A 20,405-nucleotide genomic window follows, 5' to 3' on the forward strand; every position below is an offset into this window, starting at 1 on the left:
TGCGGAAACGCGATCGGAGGGTTTTTTGTGCGCTGTGTGCGCACCTCTGTGGGCGGGCCTGGTACGGGACGGCGGGGCCGCGCCGCCGGCCTTAGGGGAAGATCCGCACCGGGGCGGCAGGTCCGGCGTCCGCGGGCACCCCGCCCGCGTGCGGCCGCCGTCCGGGACGCGCTGCGCCCCGTGCGAGGGGCTGCCGGCCGTCCAACTCCTCCCCCTCGCCCGTTCGTTGGCCACAGGTGGCGGTGTCCGGCCCGCCGGCCCGGTCCGGTACGCGGCCGGGCCGCGCCCTGGTGCTGAGGCGCGGCCCGGTGGCGGTGCGGCAGGGGGTCAGACGCCGCCGGGACCCCGTTCGTCGGAGTCGGGGCCGAGCGGGGTGTCCTCGTCGTCGACGGCGCTCAGGCGGCCGTGGTCGCCGACCTCGGTGGGCGCCGGCGGCTCGACCAGCCAGTCCGGGTTGGCCTGCTTGTCCCACCACTTCCAGGCGGCGACCGCACCGGCCACCACGACGCCCAGCAGCGCCAGCCGCCGGGCGGCCCTGCCGCAGGCCGCCCGGCGGCACTGCTTCCGCTGCAGCTTCTCGATCTCCTCGGCCGTCACCTGCCCGCGCAGCGCGGCCAGCGCCGCGGCGCCCCGGGCGAGCGCCTCCTCGCGCACCGGCTCGGCCGCCGCCCGCGCGTTGACCACGGCGTTCTCCAGCCGCGGGGCGGTGTATTCGGCGGCCTGGCGGGCGGCCTGGCGGGTGCGGACGGCGGCCCGGGCCGCCGCCGCGTCCACCTTGGGCGGCAGCGCGCCGCGGGCGTAGTCGATCCGCGGCTGGAGATGGGTGTCGTACTGGGCACGGGCCTGGAGGGCGGCCTCGGCGACCTTGGGTGCCAGCCGGGCGCGCGCCTCGTGGGTGTAGTGGACAGCGGTGTCCTTGGCCGTACCGGCATAAGGAGACACCGCCTCCGCCGCGTGCCGCACGGTGTCCTTGGCCGAATAGGTCGCGGCGCGCACGCTGTCCTTACGGGTCACGGGGATCTTCCTCCTCGGTGGGGTCCGGGTCTGGGGGCTGCTCCCCCACCTCTGCTGTGTCGCCTGTCCACCCGATTGACGAGCATGCCCGCTTCCCGGACGCACGGCATGTGCGCGCGGGCATCCGGGTCACTGCGGACCCTCCGGGGACGTGCGGCGGCGATGCCGTGCGATGCCGCCTCCGCGCGCCAAACGAGTGCGAAGCCCGCCATGAGGTGGCGGCCCGGCGTCCGAAGGCCGCTTCGTGCGAGGATCGGGGACCGTCAGTGCAGACTTATGGAAGGTAGATCGTGGCTGAGCAGCTCTACGCCACCCTGAAGACGAACCAGGGCGACATCGAACTTCGGCTCCTGCCGAACCACGCTCCGAAGACGGTGAAGAACTTCGTCGAGCTCGCCAAGGGCGAGCGGGAGTGGACCGACCCGAAGACCGGCCAGCCGACCCAGGCCCCGCTCTACGACGGCACCATCTTCCACCGCGTGATCAGCGGCTTCATGCTGCAGGGCGGTGACCCGCTGGGCAACGGCACCGGCGGCCCCGGCTACCAGTTCGCCGACGAGTTCCACCCCGACCTGGCGTTCAACAAGCCGTACCTGCTGGCCATGGCCAACGCCGGCCCGGGCACCAACGGCTCGCAGTTCTTCATCACCGTCTCCCCGACGGCCTGGCTGACCGGCAAGCACACCATCTTCGGTGAGGTCACCAACGAGGCCAGCAAGAAGGTCGTCGACGCCATCGCCGAGACCCAGACCAACCCGCGCACCGACCGTCCGGTGCAGGACGTCGTCATCGAGTCGGTGGTCATCGAGACCCGCTGACCCGGGTCTTGTGCCCCGGCCCGATCCGGGGAACCATCGCGCCCCGTCCATTCGTAGATGAGACGGGGCGCGAGGCTCGTCCGAGGCGGGCCACAGGCGCGCGGCCCGTTCAGGGCGCCGGGCGGGGAGGGGCGACGTGCGCGCCCGCCCCGGTGAGACGAGGACGAGGGGACCGATGGACCAGCCAGGCAGCCCACAGGAGCCGCAGCACGCCCATGGCCACGACGGCCTGCCCGGCTGCTACCGCCACCCGGACCGGCCGACCGGTGTCCGCTGCACCCGCTGCGACCGGCCGATCTGCCCGGAGTGCATGGTCAGCGCCTCGGTCGGCTTCCAGTGCCCGGACTGCGTGCGCACCGGCGGCGGCAGCGGCCCGGCGCCGCGGGCCAGCGCGCCGCGCACGATAGCCGGTGGCACCCTCACCGCCGACCCCCGGCTGGTCACCAAGATCCTGCTGGGTCTCAACGTCGCCGTCTTCGTCGCGGTGCTGCTGAACGAGCAGCTGTCCGGCGGGTGGCTGGTCGAGCGGCTCGACATGATCGGCCTGGCCCTCGACCCCAGCCGCTACCAGCTCGTCGGGGTTGCGCACGGCGAGTGGTACCGCCTGCTGACCGCGGTCTTCCTGCACCAGCAGTTCGCGCACATCGGCTTCAACATGCTCTCGCTGTGGTGGCTGGGCCCGCAGCTGGAGGCGGCGCTCGGCAGGGCCCGCTACCTCGCGGTCTATCTGCTCGCCGGCCTGGGCGGCAGCGCCCTGTCCTACCTCCTCACCGCGCAGAACCAGCCCTCGCTCGGGGCGTCCGGCGCGATCTTCGGGCTGCTGGGCGCCACGGCCGTGCTGATGCGCCGGCTGCGCTACGACATGCGGCCGGTGCTGATCCTGCTGGGCATCAACCTGGCCTTCACGTTCCTGTGGCCGAATATCGCCTGGCAGGCGCACGTCGGCGGACTGGTCGTGGGCGCCGTCGTGACGTTCGGGATGGTGCACGCACCGCGGGACCGCCGGAAGCCGGTGCAGGTCGGGACGTGCGCGGTGATGCTGCTCGCGATCGTCGCGGTGGTGTGGGTAAGGACCCTGCAACTGGTGGGTTGAGGGCCCCCGCGACGGTTCTGCACACACGTTGTCCACAGTCCGTGAAGGATCTTGTGCATGCTGTGCGGAAACCGGTTTCCGCGCCCCCGTCGCATGGCGTTTGCGCAGGCAGGGACGGGGGCGGGGGTCGGTCGCGGAGATCGCCGCCGATCACATCGGCGTCAACCTCCCGAGGGTTATCCACAGATCTTCTGAAGTTTTCCCCGACTGTGGATAACTGTGTGGATGGCCTTGGGTAGGGCTTGCGTCATCCCCACCGGCGAGGCGTGCGCGCTACTTCCACTGTGTGGAGACGCCGAACCCCACCGCGATGAAGCCGAAGCCGCAGACGATGTTCCAGTTGCCCATCGCCTTGATCGGCAGATCGCCTTCGGACACGTAGTACAGCACGATCCAGGCCAGGCCGATCACGAACATCGCCAGCATCAGCGGCGCGACCCAGCCACGGCCCGAATTCATCTTCAGGCTGGTGGACTTCGCCGGCGGCGGCGTGAAGTCGTCCTTCTTGCGGATCCGTGACTTCGGCACGAGGAACTCTCCTGTCGATGTGCTGCTCCCCCACTCTCCATGATGAGCGGGCGGTCCCCCTCCGCACGGAGTGGTACGCGACGGGACCCAGGGTACGGACACGAGGGGAACGGATTTCCTTCCCGGCGTCCGTTAGCGTAGTGCTTCCCCGGCGTCGTAAGGAGTAAGGGTACGTTGAGCACATCCGCCGGCTCCCCCGGGCGCCCTCCCCGCACGCGACTGCGACCCGTCCGGCTCCTCACGCTCCTCGTCTTCGCCCTCGCCGGCCTGATGTTCTGGCTGAGCTTCGACACCGCCCGCGGCACCAACCTCCGCTCCGACGACTCGATGCTCCGGCTGTCCGACCTCATCCAGGAGCGCAGCCACAAGAACGGCGGCCAGGACGAGCGCAACGCCGGCCTCCGCGCGGAGGTCGACGCCCTCGCCCACCGGGACACCAGCCCCTCCGCCGCGGACGAGACCACGCTCAAGGCACTGGAGAAGAACGCCGGCACCAAGCCGCTGTCCGGCCCGGGCCTCACGGTCACGCTCAACGACGCCCCGCCGAACGCCACCGCCAAGATCCCCGGCCTCCCCGAGCCCCAGCCCAACGACCTGGTCATCCACCAGCAGGACCTCCAGGCCGTCGTCAACGCCCTCTGGCACGGCGGCGCCAAGGGCATCAAGGTCATGGACCAGCGGCTGATCTCCACCAGCGCGGTCCGCTGCGTCGGCAACACCCTGATCCTCCAGGGCCAGGTCTACTCCCCGCCCTACAAGATCACCGCGGTCGGCGACCACGAGGCGCTCAACCGCGCGCTGTCCGCGTCCCCCGCCATCCAGAACTACCTCCAGTACGTCAACGCCTACGGCCTCGGCTGGAAAGTCGACCAGCACGAGGCAGTGACTCTTCCCGGCTACTCCGGCACAGTGGATCTCCACTACGCACAGCCTGTGAAGCCGTAGTCCGCGCCCCGCGGGCCGGCGGGGAGGGGCGGTCGGATGACGGCGCGGTGGATCGTGCGCACGGCCAGCGAACTCTGCCTCACCATCGGCGCGTTGATCGTCCTCTTCGTCGTCTACCTCCTCTACTGGACCGGCGTCCGGGCCGACAGTGCGATGGACGGCGAGATCGGCCGGCTCCAGGACCAGTGGTCCACCGGCCCGGTCGCCGCCGGAGGCCCCGCCCCCGCGCCCACCGCACCACCCCGCCGCTACGCGCCCGGCCGCTCTTTCGCCGTGATGTACATCCCCCGCTTCGGCCGGGACTGGGCCAAGCCCGTCCTGGAAGGCACCGGCGTCGACGTCCTCCAGCGCGGGCTGGGCCACTACGACCGCACCGCCCGCCTCGGGGCGCTCGGCAACTTCTCCGTGGCCGGCCACCGCCGCACCTACGGCGACCCCTTCAAGGACTTCCCCGAACTGCGCCCCGGGGACGCCGTGGTCCTCACCGACGGCACCACCTGGTTCACCTACCGGATCGACAACCGCCCCTACACGACCCTGCCCACCGACATCGGCGTGATCGACCCGGTGCCGCACGAGTCCGGCTTCACCGGCCCCGGCCGCTACCTCACCCTGACCACCTGCGAACCGGAGTGGGGCCACAGCCACCGCCTCATCGCCTGGGCCCACCTCGACGCCACCCAACCCGTCACCCGGGGAAGGCCATCAGCTTTGACCGGCTGAGCCCCCGCCCACAGCCTCTCCCCGTACTCTGGTGTCGCAATCGACATCGTCAGCGGCATCGGCAAGGGGACAGCGACAGCATGTACGGCTGGATCTGGCGGCATCTGCCGGGCAACACGTGGGTGAAGGCGCTGATTTCCGCGGTGCTCGTCCTGGCGGTGGTCTTCGTGCTCTTCCAGTGGGTCTTTCCGTGGGCGGAGCCGCTGCTGCCCTTCAATGACGTCACTGTCGACCAAGGGATGGCAGCCACCCGATGACCGCACGGATTCTCGTCGTCGACAACTACGACAGCTTCGTCTTCAACCTCGTCCAGTACCTCTACCAACTCGGTGCCGAGTGCGAGGTACTGCGCAACGACGAGGTGGCCCCGCGCCATGCCCAGGACGGGTTCGACGGCGTGCTGCTCTCGCCCGGCCCCGGTACCCCCGAGCAGGCCGGTGTCTGCGTCGACATGGTCCGGCACTGCGCGGACACCGGCGTCCCCGTGTTCGGCGTGTGCCTGGGCCTTCAGTCGATGGCGGTCGCCTACGGCGGGGTGGTGGACCGGGCCCCCGAGCTGCTGCACGGCAAGACCTCGCCCGTCCTCCACGAGGGCGCCGGCGTCTTCGCCGGACTGCCCTCGCCGTTCACCGCCACCCGCTACCACTCGCTGGCCGTCGAACCGGACACCGTCCCCGACGAACTGACCGTCACCGCCTGGACGGAGGCCGACGACGCCCCGGGCGGCCGGATCATCATGGGCCTGCGGCACCGTGAACTGCCCGTGGAGGGCGTGCAGTTCCACCCCGAGTCGGTGCTGACGGAAGGGGGACATCTGATGCTGGCCAACTGGCTGGTGGAGTGCGGCGACAAGGGAGCGGTGGAGCGTTCGGCGGGGCTTGCCCCGGTGGTCGGCAAGGCCGGGGCGTGACCACGCTGGGCCCCGAGCACGACGGGCGGTCCCACGAGCCGTACGAGCCGTACGCTCCGGCCGATCCCCAGGGGCCGGCCGACGCGTTCGAGGCGGCGGTGGGGCGGCTCAGCGACCCGCTCAACGACCCCCTCCCGGGCCCGTACGCGCAGGACGCACCGGCGGGCCGGGCCGACGGGGGAGCGGCGGCGGAGGGCTCCCCCTGGTTCCGGCCCCGCCGGGACCAGGCGGCCGCACCCCGGCCCGAGGCGCCGGCCCCGCCACGGCAGTCGAACCGACACCGCAGACCCGACGGCCCCGGGGCCCCGCCTCCGTCCTCCCGGCCCGCGCACACCTACGGCCCCGAGGCCGATGCCTACGGCCAGGTCAACGGCGGCTTCGGACACGGCAGTTACGTCCCTCCGACCGAGCCGATAGCAGGACCGTCAGGAGGCTCGGACGCCTTCACGGCGCCCCTTCCCACCATCCCCCCACTGCTTCCCTCGCGGTCCCCGCGGACTCCGCAGTCCGCACCGGCCGACGTCCCGCCGTGGCCGGACGAGGAGACCATGGCGCTGCGCCAGGCGGGCGGGCATGCCGGGGACGCTGTTTCACGTGAAACCGAGGCCGACGTCGTGGCTTCCCGTGAAACCGACGCCGACACCGCCGTTTCACGTGAAACCACGGCGGACCCGGCGACGGGCGGCCGCGCGGCCCGCCGCAAGGCCGCCCAGGCAGCCGCCAGACGCGGCGGACGCCACGGCCGTCGCCGCTCCCCCACCGCCTCCGCTTCGGCTGCTCCGGCCGCGGGGGACCCCAAGACCCCCATGACCCGCGTCGAGGCCCGTCGGGCGCAGCGCGCGGCCAAGGACAGTCCCGGCCTGATCGCCAGCCGCGCCCTGGGCGAGGTGTTCATCACCTTCGGCGTGCTGATGCTGCTGTTCGTCACCTATCAGCTGTGGTGGACGAACGTGCGGGCCGACGAAGAGGCCGGCGGCGCCGCCAACAACCTCCAGCACCAGTGGCAGGAGGGCGGCGGCGAGAAGAAGAACCTCGCGGACGGCGAGCGCTTCGGCATCATGTACATCCCCAAGCTCGATGTGAAGGCCCCGATAGCGCAAGGCGTCGACAAGCACGCCGTCCTCGACCACGGCATGATCGGCCACTACGACGCCGCCAGCGGCATCAACACCGCGATGCCCTGGGACCGGACCGGCAACTTCGCCGTCGCCGCCCACCGCAACACCCACGGCGAGCCGTTCCGCTACGTCAACCGCCTCACCAAGGGCGACAAGATCGTCGTGGAGACGCAGAGCGCGTACTACACGTACGAGATGGAGAGCGTCCTCCCGCAGACCTCGCCCAGCAACACCAGCGTGATCGGGCCGGTCCCGCCGGGCTCGGGCTTCACCGGCCCGGGGCGCTACATCACCCTGACCACCTGCACCCCGGAATTCACCAGTACCTTTCGGCTGATCGTCTGGGGCAAGATGGTCGACGAGCGGCCGCGGAGCAAGGGCAAACCGGAAGCGCTCGCCGGCTGAGCGGACAACTGAAGGAGAGCCACGCGGTGACTGCCAGCGGAATCGACGAGGAGACCGACCGGTCCGCACCGTCACCGAAGCCGCGCCGGAGGCGGCAGTTCTTCGCCTCCGTCGTCAGCGTCATCGGTGAACTGCTCATCACGGCCGGTCTGATCCTGGGCCTGTTCGTCGTCTACTCGCTGTGGTGGACCAACGTCCTCGCCGACCGCGAGTCGCACCAGCAGGGCGACCAGGTCCGCAAGCACTGGGCGGCGACACCGGGTCCCAAGGGGCCGGGCGCGCTGGACACCAAGGACGGCATCGGCTTCCTGCACGTACCGGCGATGGACAACGGCGAGGTGCTGGTCAAGAAGGGCACCGACACCGACGTCCTCAACGAAGGGGTGGCCGGCTACTACACCAAGCCCGTCAAGTCCGCCCTGCCGCAGGACAAGAAGGGCAACTTCACCCTCGCCGCCCACCGCGACGGCCACGGCGCGAAGTTCCACAACATCGACAAGGTCAAGGTCGGCGACCCGATCGTCTTCGAGACCAAGGACACCTGGTACGTCTACAAGGTCTACGCCACCCTCCCGCAGACCTCGAAGTACGACGTCAGCGTCCTCGACAAGATCCCCGCGGAGTCCGGCAAGCACCAGGCCGGCCGCTACCTCACCCTCACGACCTGCACCCCCGTCTTCACCTCGGAGTACCGCTACATCGTCTGGGGCGAACTGGTCCGCACCGAGAAGGTCGACGCGGACCGCACGCCCCCCGAGGAACTGCGCTGACCCGCCCGCACCCGCGTACGACGGAGCCCCGGCCGCCCTCCAAGGGCCGCCGGGGCTCCGTCGTACGGGACCGGATCCGCGCTAGTGCTTCTTGCCCCAGCCGCCGAAGGCGCCGCCGAAGAAGCCGCCGCCCTGATCGCCGTTGTCAGCGTTGTTGCCGTTGCCGTTGCCGTTGTTGCCGCCCGCGGTGGTCAGCGTCACGGTGGTCGACGCGGGGTCGCCCTGGGTCCCCGGCTTCGGGTCCTGGTCCGTGACGAAGGCGTTGTCGTCCTGCGAACTGCCGCCCGCGAACTGGATGTTGGTGTAGCCCGCCTGCTGAAGCATCTGCTTGGCGTCCTTCACCTTCTTGCCCCGCACCTCCGGCACCTGCGCCTGCGCGGCCTTGCCGACCGTCAGCGTGACCGTGGAGTTCTGCGTCACCTGGCTGTTCCCGTCCGGGCTTTCCGCGATGACCTTGCCGTTCTGCGCCGGGTCGGAGACGTCCTGGTCGGTCCGCTGGACCTTGAAGCCCTGGTCCTCCAGCTGCTTCTTCGCCGCGTCGAAGTCCTGGCCCTTGACGTCCGGGACGGTCGCCTTCGCTTGCTCCTTGGCCACCGTGAGCGTGATCTGGGTGTCCTTGGCCGCCTGGGACTGCACCCCGGGGTTCTGCTTCGTCACGACGCCGGGCGTCCGGTCGGACACCTCCTCCGTCTTCGTGACGTTCTTGAAGCCCTTGCTGTTGAGCTCCTGCACGGCCTCGTTGTACGGCATGCCCCGCACATCGGGTACGGCGACCTTCACCGCGCCCGAGCACATGGTCACGGTGACCGTGGTGCCCTTGTCGACCTTGGTGTCGGCCGCCGGGTCCTGCTCGGTGATCTGGCCCTTCTGGGCGTTGTCGCACTCCTTGCTGCCGCCCTTGACGATCTTGAAGGAGCTGTTGTCACCGTAGGACTTGGCCTCCGCCAGCGTCTTGCCGACGAGATCGGGCAGCGAGACGGTGTTGCCCTTGCTCCCGCCGCTGAACATCGCCTTGCCGATGAAGATCGCACCGACCAGGACCAGGACCGCGGCCGCCACCAGCAGGACCGTCGAGAGGTTGTTCTTCTTCTGGCCACCGCCGCGCCGCCGGTCCGCGCGGTCGTCGTAGCCCCCGTCGTCCCCGGTGATCGGCGGCATCATCGACGTCTTCGGGCCGGCCGCCGGGTCCTGCGCGCGCAGCAGCGTCGTGGGCTGGTCCTGCTCGCCGTAACCGGCGGTGTTGAGCGCGGCGGTCGCCGCGACCGGCTGCCCGTCCAGCGCCGCCTCGATGTCGGCCCGCATCTCGTCCGCCGACTGATAGCGGTAGTCCGGGTCCTTGACCAGCGCCTTCAGGACGATCGCGTCCATCTCCGGAGGGATCTCCGGATCGAAGACGCTCGGCGGCTGCGGCTCCTCCCGCACATGCTGATAGGCCACCGCGACCGGGGAGTCCCCGACGAACGGTGGCCGCACGGTCAGCAGCTCGTAGAGCAGGCAGCCCGTCGAGTACAGGTCGGAGCGGGCGTCGACCTGCTCACCCTTGGCCTGCTCCGGCGACAGGTACTGCGCGGTGCCGATCACCGCGGCGGTCTGCGTCATGGTCATACCGGCATCGCCCATGGCCCGGGCGATACCGAAGTCCATCACCTTGACCTGACCGGTGCGGGTCAGCATCACGTTGGCGGGCTTGATGTCGCGGTGCACGATCCCGGCGCGGTGCGAGTACTCCAGTGCCTGGAGCACACCGGTCGTCATCTCCAGCGACCGCTCGGGCAGCAGCTTCCGCCCGGAGTGCAGCAGCTCACGCAGTGTCGAGCCGTCCACGTACTCCATGACGATGTACGGGATCGACACCCCGTCGACGTAGTCCTCGCCGGTGTCGTAGACCGCGACGATCGACGGATGGTTCAGTGAGGCGGCCGACTGGGCCTCACGGCGGAACCGGGCCTGGAAGGACGGATCGCGGGCGAGATCCGCCCGCAGGGTCTTCACCGCCACGGTGCGACCCAGGCGGGTGTCATGCGCGAGGTAGACCTCGGCCATGCCACCACGGCCGAGCACCGAGCCCAGCTCGTACCGGCCGCCGAGGCGACGCGGCTCTTCCATAAGCTTCTCCAGCCCTCTCCGTCAGTCCCGACCGCACCCGTGTGTGGTCCGGCGGTGTGCTGTTCGGGCATACCGTACCCGGCACGTCGTACCGGACCGGACCGGAGCCGCAACCTGATACGTGACCGGTATCGCCCTCACCCGCGTCATCGCTCGCCTTCGATGACCGCCTTCATCACGTTCCGTGCGATCGGAGCGGCGAGCTTGCCACCGGCGATGTCGTCGCGGAGGGTGTCCGACCCCTCGATCACGACGGCCACCGCGACCGGAGTGCCCTTGGCGGTCTTCGCGTACGAGATGAACCAGGCGTACGGGTTGTCCTTGTTGTTCTCACCGTGCTGCGCGGTACCTGTCTTGCCGCCGACCGTGACCCCGTCGATCTGCGCGGTCTGGCCGGTGCCCTCCTTGACCACGGTCTCCATCATGCTCTGGAGCTTCTGCGCGTTCTCCGGCTTCAGCGGCCGGCTCAGCTCCTGCGGCGTGTGCTGCTGCACGACGTTGAGGTTCGGCGCCACCAGCTGCTCGACCATGTACGGCCTCATCAGCTTCCCGCCGTTGGCGACCGCCGACGCCACCATCGCCATCTGGAGCGGCGTGGCGCGGTTCGACGCCTGGCCGATGCCCGCCATCGCGTTCTGCGGCCGGTTGTCCTTCGGGTAGATGCTCTCCGCGGCCCGCACCGGGGTGTCGATCTTCGCGTTGTTGAAGCCGAACTTCTCCGCCTCGGCCTTCATCGCCGCGTTGCCGAGGTCCGCGCTGATCTTGCCGAAGACGGTGTTGCAGGAGTACTGCAGCGCCACCCGCATCGTCGCGTTCTCGCAGGGGATGGTGCCCTCGTTCTTCAGCGGGAGGCCCGCGGTGTCCGGCAGCGTGTACGGCAGCGGCGAGTTGGTCTTGGCGTCCGGGTCGGTGTAGAGGCCCTTCTCCAGCGCAGCCGCGGCCGTGACCACCTTGAACGTGGAGCCGGGCGGGTAGGTCTGCCGCAGCGCACGGTTCAGCATCGGGTCGTCGGGGTTGTTCTGCTTCAGGAGCGCGTTGTACGCCTTGGCGTCCTTGTCGCTCATCCCCGCGAACGTCGACGGGTCGTAGGACGGCGTGCTCGCCAGCGCCAGGATCGCCCCGGTCTCCGGGTTGAGCGCCACCACGGCGCCCTTGCTCTGCCCGAGCCCGTCGAAGGCCGCCTTCTGCGCCTTGGCGTCGAGCGTGGTCACCACGTTCCCGCCCTTCTGCTTGCCGCCGGTGAACATGTCGACCGTGCGGCTGAAGAAGAGTCGGTCATCGGTGCCGGTCAGGATCTCGTCGTTCAGCTTCTCCAGCTGGTTGGAGTCGAACGCCTGCGAGGCGTAGCCGGTCACCGGCGCCCACATCGCGCCGTCCTTGTACGTGCGCTTGTACTTGAAGTCGCCGAGGTCGGTGGTGGTCGACCCGGTGACGGCCTTGCCGTCGACGATGATGTTGCCGCGCGGCATGCTGTACCGCTCGATCGCCACCCGTCGGTTGTGCGGATCGTTCTTGAGCTGGTCGCTCTGGACGAACTGCACCCAGTTGACGCGGATGAGCAGGGCGAGGACGAGCAGGCCGCAGAAGATCGCGACCCGTCGCAGGGGCTTGTTCACGGGCGGACCACCTGGGTCATCTCGGCGTCGGTGGACGGTGCGGGGGCGGGGGCGGGACGGCGCGCGGTGTCGCTGATCCGCAGCAGGATCGCCACCAGCGCCCAGTTGGCGATGACGGACGAACCGCCCTGCGCCAGGAACGGCATCGTCATACCGGTCAGCGGGATCAGGCCGGTCACGCCGCCGGCGACGACGAAGACCTGGAGTGCGAAGGCGCCGGACAGGCCGACGGCCAGCAGCTTGCCGAACGGGTCACGGGCCGCCAGCGCCGTACGGATGCCGCGCTCGATCAGCAGACCGTACAGCAGCAGGATCCCCATCAGTCCGGCCAGGCCGACCTCCTCGCCGACGGTGGCGAGGATGTAGTCGCTCTTCGGTGCGATGCCGCGGATCAGCCGGGAGTACCCCTGGCCGAGACCGGAGCCGAGGAGGCCGCCGGAGCCGAAGGAGTACATCGCCTGGGCGGTCTCGGTGACGCCGCCGTTGAGCAGCTCCAGCGGGTTGAGCCAGTTGTGGACGCGGACCTGGACGTGCGACTCGAACGTCGCCACCGCCACCGCGCCGCCGCCGCTGAGCAGCAGGCCGAAAACGATCCAGCTGGTCCGCTCGGTGGCGACGTACAGCATCACCACGAACAGCCCGAAGAACAGCAGCGACGTGCCCAGGTCGGTCTCGAAGACCAGGATCATCAGGCTCAGCGCCCAGATGACCAGGATCGGGCCGAGGTCCCGGCCGCGCGGCAGGTACATCCCCATGAAACGACGGCTGGCCAGCGCCAGCGCGTCCCGCTTCACCATCAGGTAGCCGGCGAAGAACACCGCGATGATGATCTTCGCGAACTCGCCCGGCTGGAGCGATCCCAGACCCGGGATCGTGATCCAGATCTTCGCGCCGTTCACACCCGGGAAGAACATGGGTGCAATCAGCAGCACCAGCGCGATCACCATCGAGATGTAGGTGTAGCGCTGGAGGACCCGGTGGTCCTTGAGGAAGAACAGGATGCCGATGAACAGGGCGATGCCCAGCGTCGACCACATCAGCTGGTTCGGCGCCATCGCCGCGCCCAGGGAGGGCTCCTGGTCCAGCCGCCAGATGAACACCAGGCCCATGCCGTTCAGCAGCGTCGCGACGGGCAGCATCAACGGGTCCGCGTACGGTGCCCACTTGCGCACCACCAGGTGCGCCAGCCCGGCCAGCAGACCCAGCCCCAGCGTGTAGCCCACCGCCCCCGGGGGGACTGAACCGTCCTTCGCCAGGCCGACGTTGACGTACGCGAACACCGGGATCACTACGGCGAACACGAGCAAGGCCAGCTCGGTGTTGCGGCGGCTCGGCGCAGCGAACGTCCCCACGGTTGTCGTGGTCGTGGTACTGCTCATGAAATCTCCAGCCCCCTACGCCCTCACTGCTGGGTGCTGCAATTCTTCTCCAGCTTCTGCTGCTCCTCGGAGGGAGCCTGGCCGGGATCGGGCGTGGAGGGGGAACCGATCGATGCGGACAGCGCGCCGGGCAGACCGGCGCCCGTGCCGGTCCCCGTACCGGTACCTGCGGTGCCGGTGCCCGTGCCGGCACTGGCACCGGTGCCGGTGCCGGGCGTGCCCTGCTTGCCGTGGGCGGGCGGCGTACCGGTCTTGCCGGCCTGATCGCCCTTGCCCTTGGAGCCGGTGCCCGCCCGCTCGGCGGCCTCCCGCTGCTCCTTCGCCAGGCAGGCGCTGGCCTGCTTGCCGAGCTCGGTGACCTTCTCGCTCGCCTGGTTGCGGTTGTCGACCGCGATGGTCTCCTTGACCTGGTTGCGTTGGTACACCGGCAGGTACTTGAGTTCGATCTCGGGGTGGTCCTCGTCGACCGAGTTCAGCTTGATCCACGCGAGGTCCTGGCTGATGCCCCGGTACAGCGCGACGTGGTCGTCCTTGGCGCCGACGAAGTACTGCGTCTGCGTCCAGCGGTAGCCCCCGTACAGCCCGCCGCCGATCACACCCAGCGCGAGGATCGTGAACAGCGAGCTCTTCAGCCACTTGCCGCGCCGCCGCGGCTTGAGGAAGTCCTCGTCCGTGAACGCGCCGAACGAGCCCTGCGGCAGCTCGCCGACCTCCACGTCCCCGCTCCCGGGCGGCCCGAAGGCGCCCCCCGGAGCCGGTGCCTCGCGGCGGCCCAGTTCGGCGGCGCGTGCCGCCGGCGTCTGGAGCGTGCTGGGGTCGTTGAGCTGGTTCTGGTTCTCGGCGACCGCGCCGACCACGACGGGGGTGTCGTTGAGCTGCCCGGCCGCCGCCTCGGTGCCGTCCACGGCCAGGACGTCGGCGACGATGCAGGTGATGTTGTCCGGCCCACCGCCGCGCAGCGCGAGCTGGATCAGCTCCTGCACCGTCTCGTGCGGCCCCTGGTAGCCGGCCAGGGTCTCTTCCAGCGTCTGGTGGCTGACCACTCCGGACAGCCCGTCCGAGCAGATCAGGTACCGGTCCCCGGCCCGCACCTCGCGGATCGACAGGTCCGGTTCGACGTGGTCGCCGCTGCCCAGCGCCCGCATCAGCAGCGACCGCTGCGGATGGGTGGTGGCCTCCTCCTCGGTGATCCGGCCCTCGTCGACCAGCCGCTGCACCCACGTGTGGTCCTGCGTGATCTGGGTCAGCACACCGTCCCGCAGCAGATACGCCCGCGAGTCGCCGACGTGCACCAGGCCGAGCCGCTGGCCCGTCCACAGCAGCGCGGTCAGGGTCGTGCCCATGCCCTCCAGCTGCGGATCCTCCTCGACCATCACCCGCAGCTGGTCGTTGGCACGCTGCACGGCGGTGCCCAGGGAGGTGAGGATGTCGGAGCCGGGAACGTCGTCGTCGAGCTGGACGAGCGTGGAGATCACCTCGGACGAGGCGACCTCGCCGGCGGCCTGGCCGCCCATGCCGTCCGCGATGGCGAGCAGCCGGGGGCCGGCGTAGCCGGAGTCCTCGTTGCCCTCACGGATCATGCCCTTGTGCGATCCGGCGGCGAAGCGCAGCGACAGACTCATGCGCACCTCACCCGTCGGCTCGGGGTACAGCCGGTCTCCTCGACGAGCCACACTGCCCACCCTCCGGTCGGGAGCACGCCCGGGTCCGCCGAGTGGACCGTTACGGCTCGCTCGCTCCGCTCGCTCATTGTCGTACTACTTCCGCAGCTCGATGACGGTCTTGCCGATGCGGATCGGGGCTCCCAGGGGAATCGGAGTCGCGGTCGTCAGTCGGGTCCGGTCAAGGTACGTGCCGTTGGTGGATCCGAGGTCCTCGACGATCCACTGGCCGTCACGGTCCGGGTAGATCCTGGCATGCCGGCTGGACGCGTAGTCGTCGTCCAGCACGATGGTGGAGTCGTGCGCCCGCCCCAGGGAGATCGTCTGGCCCTGGAGGGCGACGGTCGTGCCGGCCAGCGTGCCCTCGGAGACCACCAGCTTGGTGGGGGCTCCGCGCCGCTGCCGACCTCCGCTGCGGCCGCCTTCCTGGCGGCGCTGCTGCTGTGGAGCAGCCTGGCGCTGGGTACGTGGTTCAGGGCCTCCGCGCCGGGCGGCGCCGCGCTGTGTGACGCGCGTGCCGAACAGATCGCTGCGGATGACCTGAACGGCCACGATGACGAACAGCCACAGTACGGCGAGGAAACCCAACCGCATGACCGTGAGGGTCAGCTCTGACATTGCCCCCGCTTCACCCTTCGGCTTGCCGGTAAACGATGGTGGTACTGCCCACGACGATCCGCGAGCCGTCGCGGAGACTAGCGTGGGTGGTGTGTTGCCCGTCCACCACGATGCCGTTGGTGGAACCCAGATCCTGGATCGTGGGGGGCGTTCCGACCCGGATCTCGCAGTGTCGCCGGGAGACTCCCGGGTCGTCGATCCGTACGTCGGCTTCGGTGCTGCGACCCAGCACCAGGGTCTGCCGGGAGATCTGGTGGCGGGTGCCGTTGATCTCGACCCAGCGCCTGGTCTGCGCGTAGGGCTGCGGCCCGGCACCGGGGACTCCCGTACGGGGCGCGGGCGCTCCGGGCGGGGGTGACGACGGCATGGGCGGGGCCACATGGCCGCCGGCGTGGTTCGGCGCCCCCGCGGAGCGGGTGGCGGCCGCCTGCCCGGGCCGGTCCTGGGACTGGCTGGAGGCGAGGGTGCGGCTGCGGACGCGGTACAGGCCGGTGTCGAGGTCCTCGGCCTTCTCCAGGTGGACCTTGATCGGGCCCATGAAGGTGTACCGCTGCTGCTTGGCGTAGTCGCGGACCATGCCCGAGAGCTCGTCGCCGAGCTGGCCGCTGTACGGGCTCAGGCGCTCGTAGTCGGGGGTGCTCAGCTCCACGATGAAGTCGTTGGGGACGACCGTGCGGTCGCGGTTCCAGATGCTGGCGTTGTTGTCGCACTCGCGCTGCAGCGCGCCGGCGATCTCGACGGGCTGCACCTCGGACTTGAACACCTTGGCGAAGGTGCCGTTGACGAGACCTTCGAGACGCTGCTCGAAACGCTTCAGTACTCCCACGGGGCACCTCCTTCCTCAGTCTTCCTCAGGGTCGTCCTGATACTGCTTACAGATCGTATCCACGCGCCGGGAAATCGGCTGGTTCCCCTTTCCTGCCTGGAGGACGAGTGTCGCCCACCACAGGGTTGCCCGGGTCCGTCGTCCTCCCGCCGCTCTCCTCACGCTGCTCGCTGTGCACTGCGATCGTAGATGTGCCCCGTTCCCAGTGTCCCGCAACCGCCAACCCGGTTCGGGGTGCGGGGGCCGACTCCGGCCAGCGCTCCGGCAAACCCTCCCGACGAACGTACGGATGAGCCCCGGAGTGCCCCGCGGGCCCCCGCGGGCCGGGGACCGGCGGAAAGGCGTGTGAAGACACCCCCGACACCGTGCTAATGTTCTCGATGTCGGAAGGCGCTCCCGCAAGACCCGGACCGAAAGGCCCGGATCGCGTGAGAGAATAAACCGGCAGCACCCATGCGCGGGTGGCGGAATAGGCAGACGCGCTGGATTCAGGTTCCAGTGCCCGAAAGGGCGTGGGGGTTCAACTCCCCCCTCGCGCACAGATGAGGCCCCTGGCCTTCGGAGAAATCCGGAGACCAGGGGCCTCGTTCTTTTTCCCGTAAGTCCCCGTGCCGCCAAGGGGTTTGGTGGCCCGAGGGGTGAACTGCCAAGTGGGCGTGGTCGCGTGACCGGTGCGATGTGAGTTCTACGTCACATCCCGTACGGCGCCGGGTGGTTCACGGTGTCCGGGCGGGCGGAGAGGTGACTGCCGTCACATCTCGCACCGTGGTGATGAAGGCCCGGACCCGGGCGGTTTCCCGGGCCGTGTGGTGCACCACTCCCAGGACCGAGTGCGGAAGTCCGGTGACCGGGACGAAGACGACGTCGCGGCGCCCGTGATAGTCGGCCGTCGGCCGGCACAGCAGCATGCCGCCGCGGTCCGCCGCGGTCAGCGTCAGGCCCTCCTGCAACGTGCTGACCCGGGGGCCGGCCGGGATGGGGCGGCCCTGGGGGGTGGCGGCGGGCGCCTGTGCGGTGCGCCAGTACACCGGCGCCGGCTCATCGGGGGAAATCAGGGGCAGTCCCGCCAGTTCCTCGGCGCTCAGGGACGCACGGGACGCCAGGGGGTGCCGCACCGACAGCGCCACCGTCTGCTGTTGGGCCGAGAACACCGGGCCGAGCACAAGGTCCGGCTCGGCCACCGGGAGCAGTGCCGCCGCGACGTCCACCGCGCCGCTTCGCAGCGCGCCGAAGGGGTCGCAGAGCGGGATCTCCACGATCCTCGTGGTGCACCGCGGATACCGGCTGTGGAAGGCGTCGATGGCCCGCATGATCCGGTCGTCCGCGGTCCCTTGGAAGCCGACGGTGAGGTGGCCCTCGATGCCGCGGGCGGCCGTGCGGGCGCCGTCCACCGTGGCGCGCAGCGCGTCGTAGGCCGGGCGCAGGGACGCGCGGAACTCCTCTCCCAGGGGCGTGAGGCGGACCCGGCGGCTGGTGCGGTCCACCAGGCGCGCCCCGATCCGGGACTCCAGGGAGCGCAGCAGTTGGCTGACCCGGCTCTGGGAGACGTAGAGGCGCTCGCCGGTGCGGCCGAAGTGCAACTCCTCGGACAGGACGAGGAAGCACTCCAGTTCGCGGAGTTCGAGGCCGGAGGTGCCGACGGGGCCGGCGGGGGCGAGCGGGCCGCTCACGAGTCCCTCCCCAGGTGCGGTCGATCGATGACTTCTGCTCATAGAAGGGTGAGGAGTTCGCCGTTGTTCCCCCGCCGCGGCGGCTATTGGCTGGCGGCATGTCGAAGAGTGAGAGCGCGGCGGGTGCCCTGGAGGACGCCGCACGAGAGCGTCAACCATCCGTGGACGACGGGGGATTGACGCCTCTACGGGGCGGCGGGTGGCCGGCGGTCGGGGCGGTGGCGGCGGGGACGTTCACGGTGGTGACGTCGGAGATGCTGCCGGTGGGGCTGCTCACGCCGATCGGCCGGGAGCTGGGGGTGACCGACGGGACGGCCGGGTTGACGGTGACCGTCACCGGTGTGGTCGCGGCGCTGGCCGCACCGGTGCTGACGCTGCTCATCGGACGCCGGGACCGGCGCACCGTACTGGCCGCCCTGATGGCCGTGTTGGGCGCGGCGAACCTGCTTGCCGCGCACGCCCCGAACATCGTGGTGCTGCTGGCGTCCCGGGTGCTGGTGGGGGTCGGGATGGGCGGGGTGTGGGCGATTGCCTCGGGGCTCGCGGTGCGGCTGGTGCCGGAGCGGCGGGTGGCGGCGGCCACCTCCCTGATATTCAGCGGGGTCGCGGCGGCGTCCGTCCTGGGCGTGCCGGCCGGCGCGCTGGTGGGCGAACTGGCCGGCTGGCGTGCGGCGTTCGTGGTGATGGGCGGGGGCTGCGCGGCCGTGCTGGTCGCCCTCGTCGCCCTGCTGCCGCCGCTGCCCGCGCCCGGAGCCGTACGGCTGGGAGGGGTGCTCGGGCTGCTGCGCCGGCCCCCGGTGCGCACCGGGCTGGTCCTGCTCGCGCTCCTGGTGGCGGGGCACTTCGCCGCGTACACCTATGTGCGGCCGGTCCTGGAGACGGTGGCCGGCGCGCGGCCCGGCCAGATCAGCACCGTGCTGCTGGTCTTCGGGGTCGCCGGGCTGGCGGGGAACTTCCTGGCGGGTGCCGGCGCGGCGCGCTCTCCACGGAGCGCGCTGCTGGTGATCTGCGCGGTGCTGGCGGGGGCCGTCCTGTTGGTGCCGCCGACGGGGTACGCCGCCGGTGTGTTCGGCGCCGCGGCCCTGGTGGCGGTGTGGGGGCTGGCCTACGGGGGCGTGTCGGTCAGCGCGCAGACCTGGTTGATGGCGGCCGCGCCGGACGCCCGGGAGGCGGCCTCCGCGCTGTTCGTTGCGGTGTTCAACGGAGCCATCGCGGCGGGTGCGTTGGCCGGCGGGCTGGCCGCGGACGGCTGGGGGACCGGCGGCGTGATCTGGCTGGGCGGCGCGCTCGTGGCGGGGGCGCTGCTGACCGCGGTGCTGGGCAGCGGGCCGGCCCGGAGGACGGCGACGGCGGGGTGAGGTGAACAGGACGCGTGCCTCGGGCGCGGGGCTGCGGGCCGGCCGTACCGCCCGCGCGCCCGGGGCGCCGCGTCGTCGGGTGCCCTCTCAGGCGGCGAAGCGCGCGACCAGTTCCTTGGCCTTGGCCGCAGCCTGCGCGTGGGCCTGCTCGCGGGAGGTCTCGTACAGCGGGACCAGCTCGGCCATCGCCGGGTTCACGGGGGCCATGGTGAGCTCGGGCACGATGAACTCCACGTCGAGGCCGAAGCCGCCGTTCAGGACGGCCTCCAGGTAGTTCTGGACGTACTCGAACGGCTCGCGCGGGGTGCCCGGCGCGTAGGAGCCGCCGCGGCTGGCGACCACGATGACCGGCTTGCCCTTCGCCGACGGGTTCTCGCCGGCGGTGCGGCCCATGATGATCGCCTGGTCGAGCCACGCCTTGAGGGTCGAGGGGATCGTGAAGTTGTACATGGGCGCGCCTATGACGATGGCGTCGGCCTGCTCCAGCTCCTCGGCCAGCCGGGTGCGCAGCGCGAAGGCGGCCTGCTGTTCCGGGGTGTGCGTGGCCGGGTCGGAGAAGCCCGCGGAGGCGGCGACGGCGTCGAGGTGCGGCAGCGGGTCGGCGGCCAGGTCGCGGTGGATGACGGTGCCGTCGGGGTGCTGCTCTTCCCAGGTCTTGCGGAATGCCGCCGTCACCGAACGGGAGGCGGAGCCGCCCTCGGGGAAGACGGAGGAGTCGATGAGCAGGAGCGTGGCCATGGGGATCGGTCCTTCTCTATGGGCCGGACGGAACCGACCGCTAGTTGAATTCCGTACGTAGCTATTCATAGCACAGGGACTTACTTTTCTGCAGTAGCGGCGGAGAGGG

Annotated in this window: 19 protein-coding genes and 1 tRNA gene; 10 read left to right on the forward strand and 10 right to left on the reverse strand. The window is 70.6% G+C overall.

Annotated features, from left to right (window positions below; translation table 11 throughout):
* Window positions 1-327 precede the first annotated feature (327 nt).
* Window positions 328-1,014, reverse strand: coding sequence for a DUF5324 family protein (locus ACIQE0_RS09660; RefSeq protein WP_366333452.1), 687 nt, complete (start codon window positions 1,012-1,014; stop codon window positions 328-330).
* Between the two features lie 290 nt (window positions 1,015-1,304).
* Between ACIQE0_RS09660 and ACIQE0_RS09665 the strand changes: the two genes are divergently transcribed.
* Both ACIQE0_RS09665 and ACIQE0_RS09670 read left to right on the forward strand, forming a co-directional pair.
* A complete protein-coding gene (locus ACIQE0_RS09665) occupies window positions 1,305-1,832 on the forward strand; it encodes a peptidylprolyl isomerase (protein ID WP_366333450.1) in 528 nt (175 codons plus the stop codon).
* Window positions 1,833-2,007: 175 nt separating this feature from the next.
* Window positions 2,008-2,925, forward strand: a complete 918-nt coding sequence (locus ACIQE0_RS09670; RefSeq protein ID WP_366333448.1) for a rhomboid family intramembrane serine protease — start codon at window positions 2,008-2,010, stop codon at window positions 2,923-2,925.
* Between the two features lie 273 nt (window positions 2,926-3,198).
* Here the strand turns inward: ACIQE0_RS09670 and crgA are convergent, their stop codons facing one another.
* On the reverse strand, window positions 3,199-3,453 hold the full coding sequence (gene crgA / locus ACIQE0_RS09675; RefSeq protein ID WP_366333446.1) for a cell division protein CrgA: 255 nt from the start codon (window positions 3,451-3,453) through the stop codon (window positions 3,199-3,201).
* Window positions 3,454-3,627: 174 nt separating this feature from the next.
* On the opposite strand from crgA, the gene ACIQE0_RS09680 reads away from it, so the two are divergent.
* The 6 genes from ACIQE0_RS09680 (at window position 3,628) to ACIQE0_RS09705 (ending at window position 8,324) form a co-directional block, all read left to right on the forward strand.
* Window positions 3,628-4,398: a DUF881 domain-containing protein gene (locus ACIQE0_RS09680; RefSeq protein ID WP_402330229.1), complete on the forward strand. Its 771-nt coding sequence runs from the start codon at window positions 3,628-3,630 to the stop codon at window positions 4,396-4,398.
* A 36-nt stretch (window positions 4,399-4,434) separates the two neighbouring features.
* Window positions 4,435-5,121 carry a class E sortase gene (locus tag ACIQE0_RS09685; RefSeq protein WP_402330231.1) on the forward strand — a complete coding sequence of 229 codons (687 nt, stop codon included), beginning with the start codon at window positions 4,435-4,437 and terminating at the stop codon, window positions 5,119-5,121.
* 80 nt (window positions 5,122-5,201) lie between these two features.
* Window positions 5,202-5,378, forward strand: coding sequence for a hypothetical protein (locus ACIQE0_RS09690; RefSeq protein ID WP_199836276.1), 177 nt, complete (start codon window positions 5,202-5,204; stop codon window positions 5,376-5,378).
* Window positions 5,375-6,031 (forward strand): aminodeoxychorismate/anthranilate synthase component II, encoded by a 657-nt coding sequence (locus tag ACIQE0_RS09695; protein WP_366333440.1) that lies wholly within the window; start codon window positions 5,375-5,377, stop codon window positions 6,029-6,031. The genes ACIQE0_RS09690 and ACIQE0_RS09695 overlap by 4 nt, the downstream gene beginning before the upstream one ends.
* Window positions 6,028-7,554 (forward strand): class E sortase, encoded by a 1,527-nt coding sequence (locus ACIQE0_RS09700; protein WP_402330234.1) that lies wholly within the window; start codon window positions 6,028-6,030, stop codon window positions 7,552-7,554. The genes ACIQE0_RS09695 and ACIQE0_RS09700 overlap by 4 nt, the downstream gene beginning before the upstream one ends.
* Window positions 7,555-7,580: 26 nt before the next feature.
* Window positions 7,581-8,324, forward strand: a complete 744-nt coding sequence (locus ACIQE0_RS09705; protein WP_402330236.1) for a class E sortase — start codon at window positions 7,581-7,583, stop codon at window positions 8,322-8,324.
* Window positions 8,325-8,405: 81 nt separating this feature from the next.
* On the opposite strand, the gene pknB is transcribed toward ACIQE0_RS09705, so the two are convergent.
* From pknB to ACIQE0_RS09735, 6 genes are all read right to left on the reverse strand, one after another.
* A complete protein-coding gene (gene pknB, locus ACIQE0_RS09710; RefSeq protein ID WP_366333434.1) occupies window positions 8,406-10,430 on the reverse strand; it encodes a Stk1 family PASTA domain-containing Ser/Thr kinase in 2,025 nt (674 codons plus the stop codon).
* Window positions 10,431-10,576: 146 nt separating this feature from the next.
* Entirely contained in the window at window positions 10,577-12,046 is a 1,470-nt protein-coding gene (locus ACIQE0_RS09715) for a penicillin-binding transpeptidase domain-containing protein (RefSeq protein ID WP_366333432.1), read from the reverse strand.
* Complete coding sequence (locus ACIQE0_RS09720; protein WP_366333430.1) at window positions 12,043-13,425, reverse strand: FtsW/RodA/SpoVE family cell cycle protein; 1,383 nt, start codon at window positions 13,423-13,425, stop codon at window positions 12,043-12,045. The genes ACIQE0_RS09715 and ACIQE0_RS09720 overlap by 4 nt, the downstream gene beginning before the upstream one ends.
* 23 nt (window positions 13,426-13,448) lie before the next feature.
* Window positions 13,449-15,047: a PP2C family protein-serine/threonine phosphatase gene (locus tag ACIQE0_RS09725; RefSeq protein ID WP_402330239.1), complete on the reverse strand. Its 1,599-nt coding sequence runs from the start codon at window positions 15,045-15,047 to the stop codon at window positions 13,449-13,451.
* 135 nt (window positions 15,048-15,182) lie between these two features.
* A complete protein-coding gene (locus ACIQE0_RS09730) occupies window positions 15,183-15,704 on the reverse strand; it encodes an FHA domain-containing protein (protein ID WP_366333426.1) in 522 nt (173 codons plus the stop codon).
* Window positions 15,705-15,714: 10 nt separating this feature from the next.
* The gene (locus ACIQE0_RS09735; protein WP_366333424.1) at window positions 15,715-16,530 is read right to left on the reverse strand and encodes a DUF3662 and FHA domain-containing protein; all 816 of its coding nucleotides are present in this window, start codon (window positions 16,528-16,530) and stop codon (window positions 15,715-15,717) included.
* Window positions 16,531-16,985: 455 nt separating this feature from the next.
* Here ACIQE0_RS09735 and ACIQE0_RS09740 point away from each other — a divergent pair.
* A tRNA-Leu gene (locus tag ACIQE0_RS09740) sits at window positions 16,986-17,069 on the forward strand.
* Window positions 17,070-17,246: 177 nt separating this feature from the next.
* On the opposite strand, the gene ACIQE0_RS09745 is transcribed toward ACIQE0_RS09740, so the two are convergent.
* Complete coding sequence (locus ACIQE0_RS09745; protein ID WP_402330241.1) at window positions 17,247-18,200, reverse strand: LysR family transcriptional regulator; 954 nt, start codon at window positions 18,198-18,200, stop codon at window positions 17,247-17,249.
* A gap of 98 nt (window positions 18,201-18,298) precedes the next feature.
* Here ACIQE0_RS09745 and ACIQE0_RS09750 point away from each other — a divergent pair, with 98 nt between their 5' ends.
* Window positions 18,299-19,558 (forward strand): MFS transporter, encoded by a 1,260-nt coding sequence (locus tag ACIQE0_RS09750; protein WP_402330243.1) that lies wholly within the window; start codon window positions 18,299-18,301, stop codon window positions 19,556-19,558.
* An 87-nt stretch (window positions 19,559-19,645) separates the two neighbouring features.
* Here the strand turns inward: ACIQE0_RS09750 and ACIQE0_RS09755 are convergent, their stop codons facing one another.
* Window positions 19,646-20,296, reverse strand: coding sequence for an NAD(P)H-dependent oxidoreductase (locus ACIQE0_RS09755; RefSeq protein ID WP_366333418.1), 651 nt, complete (start codon window positions 20,294-20,296; stop codon window positions 19,646-19,648).
* Window positions 20,297-20,405 lie beyond the last annotated feature (109 nt).

The sequence above is a fragment of the Streptomyces sp. NPDC093097 genome, from assembly GCF_044754325.1.
Lineage (GTDB): Bacteria > Actinomycetota > Actinomycetes > Streptomycetales > Streptomycetaceae > Streptomyces.

What these genes read in the sequence shown, in the direction of transcription:
- ACIQE0_RS09670 (WP_366333448.1), top strand. Translation starts at nt 2,008, where the DNA reads ATGGACCAGCCAGGCAGCCCACAGGAGCCGCAGCACGCCCATGGCCAC.
- ACIQE0_RS09685 (WP_402330231.1), top strand. Translation starts at nt 4,435, where the DNA reads ATGACGGCGCGGTGGATCGTGCGCACGGCCAGCGAACTCTGCCTCACC.
- ACIQE0_RS09690 (WP_199836276.1), top strand. Translation starts at nt 5,202, where the DNA reads ATGTACGGCTGGATCTGGCGGCATCTGCCGGGCAACACGTGGGTGAAG.
- ACIQE0_RS09695 (WP_366333440.1), top strand. Translation starts at nt 5,375, where the DNA reads ATGACCGCACGGATTCTCGTCGTCGACAACTACGACAGCTTCGTCTTC.
- pknB (WP_366333434.1), bottom strand. Translation starts at nt 10,430, where the DNA reads ATGGAAGAGCCGCGTCGCCTCGGCGGCCGGTACGAGCTGGGCTCGGTG.
- ACIQE0_RS09720 (WP_366333430.1), bottom strand. Translation starts at nt 13,425, where the DNA reads ATGAGCAGTACCACGACCACGACAACCGTGGGGACGTTCGCTGCGCCG.
- ACIQE0_RS09725 (WP_402330239.1), bottom strand. Translation starts at nt 15,047, where the DNA reads ATGAGTCTGTCGCTGCGCTTCGCCGCCGGATCGCACAAGGGCATGATC.
- ACIQE0_RS09730 (WP_366333426.1), bottom strand. Translation starts at nt 15,704, where the DNA reads ATGTCAGAGCTGACCCTCACGGTCATGCGGTTGGGTTTCCTCGCCGTA.
- ACIQE0_RS09750 (WP_402330243.1), top strand. Translation starts at nt 18,299, where the DNA reads ATGTCGAAGAGTGAGAGCGCGGCGGGTGCCCTGGAGGACGCCGCACGA.
- ACIQE0_RS09755 (WP_366333418.1), bottom strand. Translation starts at nt 20,296, where the DNA reads ATGGCCACGCTCCTGCTCATCGACTCCTCCGTCTTCCCCGAGGGCGGC.